This window comes from Cyclobacterium sp. SOCE241 (assembly GCF_056867545.1).
In genome coordinates this window covers 1,114,654-1,129,849 of record NZ_CP149779.1, presented here as the reverse complement: position 1 = coordinate 1,129,849, position 15,196 = coordinate 1,114,654, and the positions used below count along the sequence as shown (strand labels likewise).

Below are 15,196 nucleotides of genomic sequence, written 5' to 3'. Positions count from 1 at the left end.
GTAAAAAGACATAAAATGAAAAATATATTAGTTATAGGTTTATTGTTGATTGGGCTTGCCTCCTGTCAAGACCTGGAGGAAATGAATATCAACCCTAATTTACCGACAGAAACTCACCCTCAACTTTTATTGACCAATATTGAGTGGGACGCTTTTAGAGATTCGCGGGGAACTTCTCCTTTGTATGCATTGAAAATGCTAGTGCAGACCGATGGAGAAAATACCAACCAATATTATAAGTGGGATAGGGGAAGTTATGGTTCTTACGGTACCTTGAGAAATGTAACGAAAATGATGGAGGAAGGAGAAAGAATTGGAGAACCTACCTATGTGGCCTTGGGTAAGTTTTTTAGATCCTACTACTTCTATAACCTAACATTGACCTTTGGGGATATTCCTTATGCTTCTGCATTATTGGGTGAATCAGACCAAGATTATCAGCCGGCATATGACGATCAAGAGTCTGTCTTCGAAGGAATATTAATGGAACTGGAGGAAGCAAATGAACTATTAGCTGCCAATAACACCATTATCGCGGGAGATATAATTTATGATGGAGATGTGAACAGCTGGAGGAAGTTAATCAATGCATTTCGTTTGAAGGTTTTGTTGACCTTATCAGAAAAAGAAGGGATGAATGATGGAAGTGAGTTTGCCTCTATTTACCAAAATGAACCATTGATGGAAAGTGTAGAAGAAAGCGGGCAATTGGTCTTTTTGGATCAACAGGGAAACCGTTATCCAAACTTTAATTCAAGTAGTTTTAGTTCAGGTATGTATATGGATTCCACCTTTATCAAAAGGCTTCAAGATCGTGAAGATCCTAGGTTGTTTATTTACAGTACCCAAACCAAATCAGCGAAAGAAGCGGGGAAAGAAATAAATGACTTTTCAGCTTATGAAGGAGGAGATCCGGCAGCTCCCTATGCCGAGGTAAATGAAAAAGCCACAGAAGGAAATGTTTCCAAGGTTAATGACCGCTACCATCGAGATCCTGTTAATGAGCCCTATGTACTTTTAGGCTATTCAGAACAGCAACTAATTTTGGCAGAAGCAGCCACTAAGGGATGGATCAATGCTGATGCAGGCATGTTGTACGAATCAGGAGTAAAGGCTTCTTTTAGGTTTTATGAAATGTATGCCGAAAACTATTCTTCTTATGTTGGAGAAAGTGATGCGGAAAATTACTTATCTAAACCTATCAATGATTTCACAATGGCTCAAACTGAGGAAGAGCAATTGCAACTGATCATCATGCAAAAATACCTACAATCCTTTTTCCAATTGGGCTGGACTTCTTATTTCGATCACTTAAGAACAGGTGGTTACCCTTCCTTCAGAAGGCCTGCAGGTGTGGAAATCCCTTACCGATGGATTTATCCACAATCAGAATACAATTACAACGCCAATAATGTAACTGATGCCATCAGCAGACAATTTGGTGAAGGTAATGACCATATTAATGAGATGACTTGGTGGCTAAAATAATATAGCCAAATACCTAAATAAAAAGAGGGAATTACCGGAAAACCGGAAATTTCCCTCTTTTATTTTTTAGAGTTTATACCCACATAGTCTTATAGGGTGCGCAATAATTATTTTAATCCAAAAGAAAATTATATTGTTTGAAAAGGTTAGCCTAGCACCATTATGTTGAACCTGATTACCGATAGTCACTGGGACTAACTGTAGGAAAGTAGCTGATATTGAAGTAATTTCATCACTAGATAATTGTTTATTGCCTTTTTCGAGTTAAGCTTTAAATAATTTTAATGAAGGTTTTGTTAGATTCAATATTTTGGTTTAGGTGGAAAATGAAAGAAACAGTGAGTATATTTGAGTTTAGCCTGTTAAATTTTGTATGGTTCTTTTTTGGTCTTCCAAATTTAAAAACCCTGCCTATTAAATTAATGAAAGATTTTTCACCAAAAATAAAGTCAAGAAAGCAATTCCTAGTAATTTTTTGACAAGTCAAACAATAAGATGCCACTGACATAATGGAGTCAGGATTTGAAGGCAAATGGGGATTCTAGGAATTTTATTTATTTTTTCTTTCATGAACATAGTCTGATTAAAAAAAGATCTTTAAGACAAATAGAATTTAATCCTTGAATTAACAAACAAACTTAAAATAATGAAAATAGTAGCGATTTTAATGACAGTTTTATTGTCCGGTTTTAATTTGGCAGCTCAGCAATTCGATGATTCGAAAGTACCCGGTATAGTAGTGGCCTATAGCCCTGCTTCCTCCGGTAAATACATTGGCTCTCCAAGCTTGGCCGTTTTGCCTAATGGTGATTACGTAGCCTCCCATGATTTTTTGGACCTGAGTCCAATGAGCATAAAAGAGCTACTTCAAAAATTTATACCTCCAGTAATAAGGGGAAATCATGGAAGGAAATTGCTGAAATTGACGGGGCGTTTTGGTCTAAGCTTTTCGTTCATCAAGGTACCCTTTATTTAATAGGACCAGACAGACATCATGGAAATACGCTTGTTAGGCGCTCAGATGATGGTGGAAAAACTTGGACGCAACCTACCGACAAAAACAATGGTTTAATCCTAGAAGGGGAGTACCATTGCGCTCCTATGCCTATTATTGAACACAATGGAAGAATTTGGAGAGCCATGGAAAGTGCCATGGGCCCAATCAAGAAATGGGGAAAAGGTACGGTGCTTTTATGTTATCAGCCCCTGTGGATGCAGACTTATTAAAAGCAGATAGCTGGACCAGTAGCAATATTCTCTATTACGATTCCACTTATCTTGATGGTAATTTTGGTGGATGGTTAGAAGGCAATGCAGTCGTTGACAAAGAGGGACAAATTTGGGACATGTTGCGTGTGGATGACCGTTCTACTTTAGAAGAGAAAGCTGCCAGAGTTAAAATTAGTGCCGATGGTAAAAAAGCCACTTTTGATCCAGCAACTGGATTTATCCCCTTTCCTGGAGGAAGTAAAAAATTTACCATTCGCTATGATGAAAAAAGTGACCTTTACTGGACCATTGCTAATGTAATTCCGGATGATATCAAAAAGTCAACAGACCGTACTAACCCTGCAGGTATCCGAAATACTCAGGCCCTGTTCTCTTCTCCCGATTTAATTAATTGGGAGCAAAAAAGGTGTTATTGCAACATGAAGACATTAAAAACCATGGTTTTCAATATGTGGATTGGCTATTTAATGGAAAAGACATCCTTTTCCTGTCCAGAACTGCCTATGATGATGGGGTAGGAGGCGCACACAATAACCACGATGCCAACTTCCTTACCTTTCATAAAATCAAAAAGTTTAGAAAAATTAAGTAAAGTACTCTTTTCAACACTTATAAGGTTGAAAGTTGTAATAGGTTTAATAAACCGTGGGTCAAAATCCACGGTTTTTTTGGTATTACAAGTTTTAGGAAGCGAAATAACTAGACCGGTTTTAAAAATAATATGGTTTAGGTTTAACCATACTTATATTAATTATGTGACTATTAAGAACCCCTTTGGGGATGACATGATTATAGCCGGTGGCATTATCCACTGGATACGTTAAATAAACCTAAATTGATTTTGGCGGTATTGTTGCCCTTTTTCGCAACAATGCTGACAAAATCTCCCTGATGAACGTTTCCTCATGGAAATGAATTGACCTTGCAATCTTGGTCTCACTTGACTGGTTGATTTTTCATTATTCCCACTGTTCATTTTTGGCTTGACCCAAAAACGAACCAAAAAGGTCAAGGCTGTCAAATCTTATTTCAAATGATGGATTAGGTTTAGGGAAAATAGATCATTAACGTTTCCACCATTTGATTTTTGGCGCTGAATTCCGGGCTAAAAATGAGTGGATCTCCTTTATTGGAGCTAACTCATTTTTTTAACGCCCTCCATGCGTCTCCATAAACCATAAGCTTTGAAGGCCGAAAATACCTGACATAATATGCTGTCATAAAAGAGTTTCTTTGTCGAGATTCAATGACAAAGAAAACTATCTAGCCAATTGTAACATTAACCGAACTAGCAACTCCCTATTAAAACAAAATTTTGATCTTTACGATAACGGTAAACCCCTTTAGGGATGATATTATTATAGCCGGTGGATTTTTCCGCAACAATGCTGACAAAATCAAAACGTCTATTATTCATCGAAGACAGATTAAATACTATAACCTCACCAAGCCCTAAAGGGGTGTAATATACTAGCCAAGGGTGTCAGCCCTTGGAATTAAATGATCAACACATCTTGATTTTGGCGGTATTGTTGCCAATTCTGCAACAATGCTGACAAAATCTCCCTGATGAACGTTTTCTCACGGAAATGAATTGACCTTGTAATCCTGGTCTTACCTGACTGGTTGATTTTTCATTATTCCCACTGTTCATTTTTTCCCTTGAAGCGTAGCCAATCAGGGCAGGCCCTGAGTGAGTTAAAAATCAGGGCAGGCTATGATCAAAAACGAACCATAAAGGTCAAGGCTGTCAAATCTTATTTCAAATGATGGATTAGGTTTAGGGAAAATTGATCATTAACGTATCCATCATTTGATTTTTGGCGCTGAATTCCGGGCTAAAAATGAGTGGATCTCCTTATTGGAGCTAACTCATTTTTTAACGCCCTCCATACATCTCCAAAAACCATAAGCTTTGAAGGCCGAAAATACCTGAAATAACATGCTGTCATAAAGAGCTTCTTTGTCGATATTCAATGAAACACCTAATGCTATCTAGCCAATTGTACCATTAACCGTACTTGCAACTCTTCCTATTAAAACAAAATTTTGATCTTTACGGTAACTGTAAACTCCTTTAGGGGTGACTTGATTATAGCCAGTGGATTTTTTCGCATCAATTCTGACAAAATCATAACGGCACAGTCCTTTACCGAAACCATACATTAACCTTTATGACAACCGAAAACCCCGGCAGGGGTGACATGATTATAGCCGGTGGAGTCAGCCACCGGGTAAGAAATCAAATGTCACTTGATTTTGGCGGTATTGTTGCCCTTTTTTTGCAACAATGCTGACAAAATCTTCATTTAAAATCGGAATTCAATTTTCTCTGATAAATGCATTTTGGGAATCGCCAACCCATCTGTATTTATACAAGGTAGTCCGCTGTAATCCATTATCGCCTTTTTCATTGTGGGATATATAAAACAAACCATTACCCAAAGGCTGTATGCCCGTTGCTCCCCATTTAAAATGCCAACCACGAATACCTGTATCAGAATCCTTAGGCCCAGCTTGCAACAAAGACAAGGTCTTGACATTTATTTTTTATTATCGGAACGAATTTGGCTTCTTCTAGGCTTTTTATGGCCATCAATAACGAATAAATCATAATTCGGAAATTGGGTTTTGGATCCCTTATACACCGCCGCAAACAAATTCCCCGTATGTGAATCATAGGCTAAATTTTGGATACCATAACGGGTATTGCCGGTTTTCAAAAAATATTTTTCTAATGGCTTATTAGGACCTGAGGTATGCAGATTATCTTGAGATAGCTGCTTTTCATATTTATCCCAATTGCTGACATCATACTTTAAAATTACCTGATGGTCATTGTCATCCCTATCTACATCCCCATAAATTCCATAGGCAACATATAGATACTTCTTATTCAGATTAGAACTTCCTATAGTAGGAGCAAAGGTAAGTCCATCGATGCCTGAACAGGCAAATCGGTGAGGCATGATTTTACCAGCTACATTTACTTTAGCTTCATAATCTTGTACCACCTCTGATAAATAAACAGTACGCAATAGGTCCTCTGTTTCGGCATCCATATCGGACCGTACAATTTTGGCCCCATCAAAAATGGCTATATAGAATCCGTTCACACCCGTACTCTCTTCTTTTCCCAAACTCTTTTTGATCCCTTTACCTATTGCATCATTTTTATACTCCAAAGAACCGTAGATTTTACCATCTTCTTGGTTGAAATCCAAATCGCCCAGGTGACCCATAAATCCGCCTACGCTTCCTACCAATCGGCCTGAAAGGTCCATTTTGACCAGTTTATTGGTAAAAGAAAGATAAATAAATCCGTTTTTCCTATCCAAAGCCATGCCTTGTACATGCATTTTCCCTTGGTCTCCTGAAAAGAAAGCATCGGGCCAATGGCTTGGCATTTTAACTTCCTGCCCTTGAGTGTTCCCCTGCATCAAAATAAAAAAGAAGGAGAATAGTAATGTTTTTTTCATTGGAATTGGTAATCTGTTTCAGTGATTTGTAGACTTTTCTTCATTTCTGAAAAATAAGCCCATTGCCTTCATTATGGACGATTTTTTTTCAATAAATGGGATCAAAACGTATAGAATAATTGAAAATCAATATACCAATTATTTTAGTAGGCTTGAGATAAATTGTTATAGACCCGGGAGAATCCAAAATGATTTGTTAGCCATGGCAGTGGAGCAATAATAAAGCATAGACTGGATAAATAGATCAATTTTTATAAGGTTAAGAACTTGCAAATAATCTTGATTGAGCACCTGTGGAGCCAATAAACCCCTTTTTTAATTATAGTCAATCTTTTTGAATAATAGTCAGTAGTAACCAAATACTATTTAAAGACTTATGGTATCGATAACTTTTTGAAGTTGATGGGAAATATTCTAACAATGGGATGAACGGAGCTTTTAATTTATAAGTATTTGGTAGTTTTGAAGCTTAATAGGCTAAATAAAAATAGGCTTACCATAGTATTTGTTTGGGAAAACCTTTAAAATGGAAAGTTTTACCTGCTGTATGTACCTGCCGGAAAGGCATATTGTTTTGAATCAATTAAAAATAAACAAGTAAATAAATGAACTGTAAAAAATTAGCCTTAGTACTGCTGTTGCCGGCAATGTTACTGAGTACTGCAGCCTTGAAGGCCCAAGTGAAAAAAGTAAAACATGTGGTCTTATTGGGTTTGGATGGCTTAGGAGCTTATGCAATTCCTCAGGGTGAAATGCCAAACCTTAAAAGAATTATGGAATCCGGAAGTTACAGTTTAAAAGCCAGAACAGTCTTACCCTCATCCAGTGCAGTAAATTGGGCTTCTATGTTGATGGGCTCAGGTCCTACGGCCCATGGATATACTGAATGGGGAAGCAAAACGCCGGAGATTCCACCTGCAAAAATTGGTAATTATGGGATTTACCCTTCTATCTTTGGCTTGATTCGAGAGCAAATGCCTCAAGCCAAAACCGCAGCAATATATAGCTGGGGTGGCATTGAATACCTGTTGGAAAAGGATGGCATTGATGTGGTGATGCATGGAGATGATGATGAAATCTGTACCGAAAAAGCTTCTGAATTAATTATTAAAGAGAAACCAAATTTTGTATTTATCCATTTGAGTGAACCAGATGGAGTAGGACATGGGATTGGCCACGATACTCCGGAATACTATGCAGAACTAAAAAATGTAGACCATAGAATTGGTCGAATTTATGATGCCATTGAAGAGGCGGGCATTGCTGATGAAACCATTTTTATGCTGTCTTCAGATCATGGAGGAACAGGAAAAGGCCATGGAGGAAAAAGTTTGGAAGAAATATATATCCCATGGATTATTGAAGGCAGGGGTATAAAAAAGAACCATGAGATTTCAGACCTGATCATGACCTATGATACAGCGGCCACCATTGCCTGGATATTTGGTCTGGAAATGCCACAGGTATGGAGAGGAAAACCCGTGTTGGAAAGCATTAAATGACTTTTCCTTTACTATAATAGAAATAGTTGCCAAGTTTATAAATCAAAATAACCATGCTAAGGGCCGGATTTTATTTAATTCGGTCTTTTTTATAGAAGTTGATTCCTTTAAAGTTTAGGGGGAAAGGAATTTTTAATCAAAGGTTTCTGTGAATTTTTTGCACCTGCTTTAGTATTATAATAAACTATAATTCCAAAATCTTTTCAAATCACCAAATTTTTTGAAAGCATTGATTAAATAGGCGCAATTTCTGTTTATTTGTATTGTCGGGATTGTAATGATGGTTTTACTATTTATAAATCCGAAAATCTTGCAGGTTTTGTTGATAATCAGTGCGATGTTAAAATTAGCTGAGTGAAACCTGAAAGGTTTTATCTCAACAAGAACCAATTGATTAAAGAAATAGGCTGCGGAAATTAGGTATTTGCTATGATTTCGTTTGCCGATACACTTAACTGTAGACAGTAATACAATCACTGTCAAGTCAATAATAAAAATTTAAGCCCATGAGAATTGTCTTTGCTCTCTTTGTCATTAGTAATTTTCTCTTTAGTTGTACTGCCTCTCAATCGGAAAAAACAGCCATAGAAGCCCCTCAGTGGGAGGAAATAGAGCTGGTTTTTACCGCAGTCAATACCTATAACAATCCATATACGGATGTAGAAATGCATGCAGAGTTTGTAGGTCCAGATGGACAGCAACTGCGCCGACCTGCCTTTTGGGATGGGGGACAAACCTGGAAAGTCCGCTTTGCTTCTCCTATTGCCAATGGAGAGTGGAAATGGAAGACCATCGCTTCTGATAACAGTGACACAGGCTTGCATGGGCAAGAGGGAAAACTTAAAAGTGTGGCCTATGCTGGTGAAAATCAATTGTTGAGGCATGGTCTGTTGCGCATGTCTGAGGGCAAGCGAAATGTAGTCCATGCAGATGGTACGCCTTTTATCGTGGTGGGAGATACCCCTTGGGCCATGCCATGGAGAGCAACCTATGCAGATGTAGCACAGTATGCCCAAGATCGTGGGGAAAAAGGCTTTAATGCTGCTTTACTTATGAGCATTCAACCTGACCAAGGCGCTACCGGTCCCAATGCAAGGGATACGGATCAAGGCTTTGCTGTTGCTTTTTCGGACTTACCAGAAGGGCATATCAATCAAATTAATGCGGATTATTTTCAGTACTTGGACAGCCTGATGGGAATACTTGTGGACCATGAAATTGTCCCAGTCTATCAGCCTGTTTTTCATGGTTTTGGTTGGAAAGGAAAAGAGGTGTTGGGCAAGAATATAGTGGCCGAAGAATATGCCCGCTATTGCAAATACCTTGTGGCACGCTACGGGGCCCGTCCAGCCATGTGGTTGGTAGGTGCTGACGGAATGGGTAAAGAAGTAGGGGTTAAAGAAGGTGGAAAAACCGTTGAAGCTTGGGATGCTTACCAACAACCTACCGGAATTCACTACAATCCTTTTGATGATTTTATCCCTGAATGGGCCGATCCGGATACTTACGAAATACATTACAATAAAGCCTATCAGGATGCCGAATGGCTGGACTTTCAGTGGGCACAAACAGGACATACTGCCCAGAAGATTTATGATAAAGTAGAGCAAATGTATGAGAACAAGCCTATAAAAGCAGTGGCAAATGGAGAACCGACTTATGAAGGAATAAGAGATCCGGAAAATGGTTCAGGCTGGTGGCAGGGAGAAGAAGCATGGATGCAGTTGATGTCAGGAGGCACCATGGGCGTTGTTTACGGTGCAGGTGGCATGTGGCAGTGGAAAGTGAGTCCTGATGAAGCGGGATGGGCAGCATGGGCAAATTCTGAAGTGTCCTGGAGGGAAGCCTTGAACCTGGAAGGTAGTCGCTATGTAGGATATGTAGCACGAGCCTTGGAGGGCATGCCTTTTACAGATATGGAGAAACGCGCTGACTTAGCAGGAGGGAAGCTATGTCTGGCAAAAGCAGGTGAGTTTTATGTGAGTTATCTCAACGAAGGGGGAGAAATAACCCTCAGTGAATTAACACCTGAAATGCCTTATCAATGGTTTAATCCGAAGACAGGCGCATTTTTGCTAGAAGCTTCTGTGACTGAAACCGTTCAGACCTTCACTGCCCCAGACAATGAACCTTGGGTGTTGCTTGTTGGTCAAAGGGGAAATATTTAAATTGACTTTTACCTGTTTTGATTTCTTAATTTGTACCAATAAAATTTATTCTAGTGAGACAATCTGTATTTATTGCATTGCTTTTTATTATAGGTTCCTGTGCCAACCAAAAACCCAAAAATGAATTTTGGAACGATGGCAAATCCGTTTTTGAGTTAAGTGAGATTTTTGCAGGAGAGCGATTTCCCAATGTGGTAACGGCTAAGGATGGTTCGATTGTAGCCACTTGGGGAAATAAAAGTTACCAAGTGCGTAGGAGTGAGGATGGAGGAAAAAGCTGGGACCCAATCATTACTCTTGCCAATCCAGGTTTTCAAGGAGGAGGAGTCATTGTGGATGAAAACAGTGGAGATATTTTGGCATTTGTAGAAGAAGGTCATCCCATTTCCCCTTTTAAAATGTACAGGAGTAAAGACAATGGGAAAACATGGGCAGTTGAAGAAACAAGTCTAACAGGAGACAAGAATGGAAATGTTCCTTCCATGCACATGAATGAGCATGGCATTACCCTTCAATTTGGTGAAAAGAAAGGAAGATTGATTCGGGCAACGCGCAATTATGATGGCGGAAACAACAAGGAGTTTTGGCCCAACCATTATACCAATGCCATTTATAGTGATGATGCAGGTAAAACCTGGCACACAAGCGCCTCTTTTCCTGCCAATGGAACAGGTGAAGCCACGCTGACAGAACTTTCCGATGGAACGATCTACTACAATTCCCGCAGGCACTTGTCCACCGATGGCTTGAACCCAAGAATGAGACATATTGCGCACAGTACAGATGGGGGAGAGACCTGGGAAGGCCTATACGTCAGTGAAGAATTGCCTGATGGAGACCAAAGCGGGGATTATGGATTGATGGCAGGCTTGATTAGACTGCCAATCGAAGGGCATGATGTCTTGCTCTATAGCAATATAGTATCCAATGAAGGCAGAAACCACGGAACCGTCTGGGCCAGCTTCGATGGTGGCAAAACTTGGCCTGTAAGCAAACTGGTAGAGGAGGGCAAGTTCGCCTATTCCTCCATGACCGCCGGAAGATCCGGTACCCCAAGCGAAGGATTGATTTACCTATTCTTTGAAGGAGAAGGCGAAGATCCTAAAGGTTACTCAGGTAAAATGGCTATTTTCAACCTTGCCTGGCTTACGGATGGTAAGGATTGGAAGGAGTTTTTGAATAATTATTAATTGTTAATGGTTAATTGTTAATGATTAGGTTAAATCCGGAAACCTTCCAGGTTTTATTGATCATCAGCGGGATATTAAAATTAGGCGAGTGAAACCTGGAAGGTTTAATCTCTATTGGAACCAATTGATTAAAGAAATTCGCTGCGGAATTTAGGTGTTAATTTTTAGGTTACATAACAGCCCTGTAATGGTGAGATTTTATGGTTTTGGGTGAGCTCTTGGATTGGTAATTGAATGTTTAATGATTTTGTCCGCATTTTTGTTTTTTTCTACGTAACGATGGGCACAAAATCACTTATTGACGGTTTTATCCGTGTTTTTTTATTGAGAGGAAGTTTTTAGAGGTTTTTGTCAAATACTTTCGATTTTAGTTTGAATACCACCTATGGCATGTGATGGTACATTCTAAACAAGGCGATATTGCACTGTTAATAGATACTGCCTTCCATAACATAGAAAAAATCAATGCTTCCCAAAAAAGTGCTTCGCCCGATCATTAGGTGAGGGATGAGGTATACAAAGAGATTTTTGAGCAAGCCGAGAACTTTAAGAAGTACCAGAGGTGAGAGTAGGTTGGATATTAAGAAGTATAGACCAGTTTACGGGGTTCATTTTAACAAATATCTTCCATTGCTTCAGTAGTAAAAACAATCTCAAATATCATAGGCCAAGAAATTCCTTCAATTGATCATCTGTTAACTTAGTAGTTTTTCCCTCATTGTAGGATTGAATACTTTTTGCCAAACGTTACTTGACCATAAAGATAAATTTGAATAAGGTCTTCTTCTGCTTGGCGGGTAAGAATATAATTCATTGGCCATTTTTTACTCTTTGTTTAGCCTCTGCAAGAATTTCAGCCATAGATTTATTGGATATGCCACTATTTTCACCCTTTATAAGCTCATTCCTTAACCATAATCGCTCTTCTTCTTGTTCTCTTTGTCTACGAATCAGGTCATTGATCAATTCACTTTTACTGGAGAATTCATTCTCTTCAATTTTTGTTTCATCCAACGGTCATTCGGTTCATTAACAGAGATAGTTTGTCTAGCCATTTTTTTTGTGTGTTTATGGTGTAATAATACACCATATTTAACGAGTATACAATGCATCTTGTTTATTTTGTACAGGTTTATTGAAATGGCATATTATATCATTCCCTCATTCCAACGAAACCCGATAACGGTAAAAGACATTATAATCCAATTCGAAATTGATGTTTCTTTTTTCATGCGGGAAGTTAAATCCCTCCCGACTTTGGTTGCTACAGGCTCTGCCCTTTTAATTTAAGGGGAGTGGCTGAAAATGAGACTTGGGTTGATTAAAAGATGGTTTGGTTTCTTAGGCAATTGCCCATTTGCTAAGGAAGGCATAAGCACCACCAACCCATACTTTCTATAATCGAACTCAGGTACCCAAAGAAGGTTTTGACCTGCAGCATTGGCCTAATCATTATTAAAAACCTGGCTTTTCTTTTTCCAAAAGTCCTTTTAGTAAAAGAAACCAAAATAGTTTTGTTTTTAGAAATCTATGCCTAAGTTTGTGCCACAATCATGTCAAAGGCTTTCAAAATAGACGCCTTGATTTATAAAGAAGTAGCGAGAGACTGGCTCTATGACCTACTGGCAACCTTCATCAAATGAAAAGGTGCCAATTCCAGACTCTTAAATAAGAGGACTATAAAAAAGACAACATGAAGACAAATTACAACCCCATTATTTACACCTTTTCAAAGGAACTTTTTCGCCACAAGACGATTCATTTGTGTTGCTGTTTGCTGCACAATAGGGATAAGTTTATGTCTGGCTGCATGTAAAATTCATTTCCAATTTCCGATACTAAGACGATTTAGTCTATGGAGTGATTGCTTCAGCTTCACCCTTATAAAATCTTATTTATTATTTATTAACTTTTAAATTAAATAACCATGTCAGAATTAGTACAGCGAACATTCCAAGGACTTATTGAAGCTACCAAAAAAGATGTAAGCCTAACAAAAGGAGTATTTAGAGTTACTTCCGAATCGGAAGAACATGTCCGCGTGAAAAATACGGCGAGAGATTTTGAGTTTATCGCAGATGAACCAGAAGCTTTGGCAGGAACAAACTTAGGCCCCAATCCTGTAGAGTATTTATTGGCTTCTCTAGGCTCTTGCCAGGTGATTACCTATCAAGTTGTCGCTTCCTTAAAAGGAATTCAGTTAAACAATGTCAAGGTAGAAACCAAAGGAAATATAGACTGGAGGGATTCCTTGGAATAGACGAAAATGTCCGTCCGGGATACCATAAAATAGAAGTGGAAACGATTATTGATTCTGACGAAAGTCCCGAAAGGATACAAGAACTTATTAAAGAGGTAGAGGCCCGTTGCCCTGTATTGGACAATCTGGTAAATACTGTAAAAGTAGAAAGCAAGATCTCTATTGTCAATGAGAAAAATCCTGTTGTCTAAATTCAGCAATCATTAACCAAGCAATTGTATCCGGCGAAGGGAGGAAAACAGCGAGGTTTTTTAATTCATTTTGAAAAGCGCTGCAGCCCTGGCCCGGATATAATTTCCTATTATAGGAATTAGGAGAGGGTAAGAAGTTGAGTAGGTTGATGCATTTTTCTACAACAATGTTGAAAAGGTCCTTAAATGCTTTTTCAATCGAGTGGTGGTTCTTTTCTGACTATATAGGTCTAAAATTTAAAGTCAATCACCGCAAAACCCAATTCATCTTCGACATTGACATAGGACCAGAGCTTGCCATCTTTCCAAAAGTAGCTTCCCGGAGCTTGTTTTAAGCCTTCAATTTTGGTCTCGCCCAAAACATTGAAGTCTTGGTCATAAGCGAAAAAAAAAACCTCATAAGTAGATGGATCTTCTCGTCTTTCACCCAAAAATGTCTTTTTACCCAGTCGTAAAAACATTTCTCTGCTCTCATCCCAGCGCGGCTCCAAGTAATTCAAATGCTCGAAAACCTTTTTTCGATCTTCATTAAATTCTGCTTGTTCTACAGGAGAATTATTTACAGAGAATGTCATATGGTTAGGAAAGTTTTTGTGCTGAATATCAATAAATTCGAAGCTGTTTTTCATCAGGGTCTAACCGATAAACCGCACTCATAGCACCCACGGTAAGCAAAAGTTGTTGATTTTCGATATACATTTGGTTGTCGACCCAAAAGTCTATCATCCCATCTACGACCAAAGTCCCCGTAAATTCCATTACAGCTTTCATTTCAGGTATTGGCTCAATTTGATATTCCTTGGTTATCGGATCGATAATAAAAGGTGCTTCCTATTTTCCTTGACTTGGTGGTTGGGAATAGATTCCATTTGTTCTCAAAATCATAAACAGCCTTATCATACAGCTGTTGCACATTATTGGCTAGATCAGGCTCAATTCCTTCCGGCACCACATTTAGACTTTTTGTGCAGTTCGCCACTGCCATCAAATATTCCCTGTGTAGTATAGCCGTTGATAAAACAAATCCCCATTTGGTCCCGACTGAAACCTCTCACATAATTTGAACCTAAATTCCATTAGGCCCCTCCTCTTGAAATGGTGTTTTACTAACTAACTTGAGCTTATTCAAATCCACTTCCACTAAATTCAGGGCTATTTTCAAAAACAGCAATTTGCTTTTGTCTTGATTAAGGGCTTTAGTTCCTAGTCCTGAGCTTAAGATGAAAATATCCTCTCCCGAATCTACCAGTACCGTATCCACCGTATAAGTCAGTTTTCTAGAATATTTCCTGATTCGGCTTTTTCAGATGATGCCTTACCGCAGGAAAAGAGAAGGGGAATCAAAAGGAGGTAGAATACATTTTTCATTGTTCTAAAATTTAAATTCCATCACTACAAAGCACAGTTCAAACTCGGACTTCTCAGATGCGGTTGCATTTTGGTAAATCGATATCTGAGATATAATTGACGATTTGTTTTCTAATAGGTAAATAGACCCAAAACAAATATATAATAAAAGATTAGTTTAAAAACTTATTTACTAAAAATTTAAAATTTAACCTTGTTACTAGGTAGCTTCTAAATAGCCTTCTTGCTATATTAAAAATGCTTTGTGGTTTGGGAAAGAGGTTGAGATACTTCTTAATACAACTTTGGCTTTGGCTGTGTTAAATATTAAGCCAACCTTA

15 protein-coding genes and 1 riboswitch are annotated in these 15,196 nt (G+C 38.5%); of the genes, 8 read left to right on the top strand and 7 right to left on the bottom strand.

From position 1 onward, the window contains the following. Nucleotides 1-15 precede the first annotated feature (15 nt). The 3 genes from WG932_RS05390 to WG932_RS05380 all read left to right on the top strand — a co-directional run bounded on the left by WG932_RS05390 (nt 16) and on the right by WG932_RS05380 (nt 3,236). Nucleotides 16-1,488 (top strand): SusD/RagB family nutrient-binding outer membrane lipoprotein, encoded by a 1,473-nt coding sequence (locus tag WG932_RS05390; RefSeq protein ID WP_339677962.1) that lies wholly within the window; start codon nt 16-18, stop codon nt 1,486-1,488. Nucleotides 1,489-2,134: 646 nt separating this feature from the next. Continuing rightward, nucleotides 2,135-2,464, top strand: a complete 330-nt coding sequence (locus WG932_RS05385; RefSeq protein ID WP_483087246.1) for a hypothetical protein — start codon at nt 2,135-2,137, stop codon at nt 2,462-2,464. A gap of 193 nt (nt 2,465-2,657) precedes the next feature. Further along, nucleotides 2,658-3,236 (top strand): hypothetical protein, encoded by a 579-nt coding sequence (locus WG932_RS05380; RefSeq protein ID WP_483087245.1) that lies wholly within the window; start codon nt 2,658-2,660, stop codon nt 3,234-3,236. A 1,804-nt stretch (nt 3,237-5,040) separates the two neighbouring features. Here WG932_RS05380 and WG932_RS05375 read toward each other — a convergent pair. Next, a complete protein-coding gene (locus WG932_RS05375; RefSeq protein WP_483087244.1) occupies nt 5,041-5,250 on the bottom strand; it encodes a hypothetical protein in 210 nt (69 codons plus the stop codon). An 11-nt stretch (nt 5,251-5,261) separates the two neighbouring features. Beyond that, nucleotides 5,262-6,197, bottom strand: a complete 936-nt coding sequence (locus tag WG932_RS05370) for a hypothetical protein (protein WP_483087243.1) — start codon at nt 6,195-6,197, stop codon at nt 5,262-5,264. A 605-nt stretch (nt 6,198-6,802) separates the two neighbouring features. On the opposite strand from WG932_RS05370, the gene WG932_RS05365 reads away from it, so the two are divergent. The 3 genes from WG932_RS05365 (at nt 6,803) to WG932_RS05355 (ending at nt 11,057) form a co-directional block, all read left to right on the top strand. Continuing rightward, on the top strand, nt 6,803-7,699 hold the full coding sequence (locus tag WG932_RS05365; protein ID WP_014022317.1) for an alkaline phosphatase family protein: 897 nt from the start codon (nt 6,803-6,805) through the stop codon (nt 7,697-7,699). Nucleotides 7,700-8,205: 506 nt separating this feature from the next. Next, complete coding sequence (locus WG932_RS05360) at nt 8,206-9,867, top strand: glycoside hydrolase family 140 protein (RefSeq protein WP_483087242.1); 1,662 nt, start codon at nt 8,206-8,208, stop codon at nt 9,865-9,867. Between the two features lie 53 nt (nt 9,868-9,920). Next, on the top strand, nt 9,921-11,057 hold the full coding sequence (locus WG932_RS05355; protein WP_483087241.1) for a sialidase family protein: 1,137 nt from the start codon (nt 9,921-9,923) through the stop codon (nt 11,055-11,057). 810 nt (nt 11,058-11,867) lie between these two features. Here WG932_RS05355 and WG932_RS05350 read toward each other — a convergent pair. Next, the gene (locus tag WG932_RS05350) at nt 11,868-12,071 is read right to left on the bottom strand and encodes a ribbon-helix-helix domain-containing protein (RefSeq protein WP_483087240.1); all 204 of its coding nucleotides are present in this window, start codon (nt 12,069-12,071) and stop codon (nt 11,868-11,870) included. A 568-nt stretch (nt 12,072-12,639) separates the two neighbouring features. Next, nucleotides 12,640-12,743: riboswitch (SAM riboswitch) on the top strand. 241 nt (nt 12,744-12,984) lie between these two features. On the opposite strand from WG932_RS05350, the gene WG932_RS05345 reads away from it, so the two are divergent. Continuing rightward, nucleotides 12,985-13,317, top strand: a complete 333-nt coding sequence (locus WG932_RS05345; protein WP_483087239.1) for an OsmC family protein — start codon at nt 12,985-12,987, stop codon at nt 13,315-13,317. Further along, nucleotides 13,209-13,508, top strand: a complete 300-nt coding sequence (locus WG932_RS05340; protein ID WP_483087238.1) for an OsmC family protein — start codon at nt 13,209-13,211, stop codon at nt 13,506-13,508. Before WG932_RS05345 ends, WG932_RS05340 begins: the two co-directional genes overlap by 109 nt. A 230-nt stretch (nt 13,509-13,738) precedes the next feature. On the opposite strand, the gene WG932_RS05335 is transcribed toward WG932_RS05340, so the two are convergent. The 4 genes from WG932_RS05335 to WG932_RS05320 form a co-directional block, all read right to left on the bottom strand. Then, nucleotides 13,739-14,137, bottom strand: coding sequence for a DUF4221 family protein (locus tag WG932_RS05335; RefSeq protein WP_483087237.1), 399 nt, complete (start codon nt 14,135-14,137; stop codon nt 13,739-13,741). After that, a complete protein-coding gene (locus WG932_RS05330; RefSeq protein ID WP_483087236.1) occupies nt 14,112-14,279 on the bottom strand; it encodes a hypothetical protein in 168 nt (55 codons plus the stop codon). Before WG932_RS05330 ends, WG932_RS05335 begins: the two co-directional genes overlap by 26 nt. A gap of 13 nt (nt 14,280-14,292) precedes the next feature. Next, nucleotides 14,293-14,493, bottom strand: a complete 201-nt coding sequence (locus tag WG932_RS05325; RefSeq protein WP_483087235.1) for a hypothetical protein — start codon at nt 14,491-14,493, stop codon at nt 14,293-14,295. Nucleotides 14,494-14,574: 81 nt separating this feature from the next. After that, nucleotides 14,575-14,769, bottom strand: a complete 195-nt coding sequence (locus WG932_RS05320; protein ID WP_483087234.1) for a DUF4221 family protein — start codon at nt 14,767-14,769, stop codon at nt 14,575-14,577. Between the last annotated feature and the right edge of the window lie 427 nt (nt 14,770-15,196).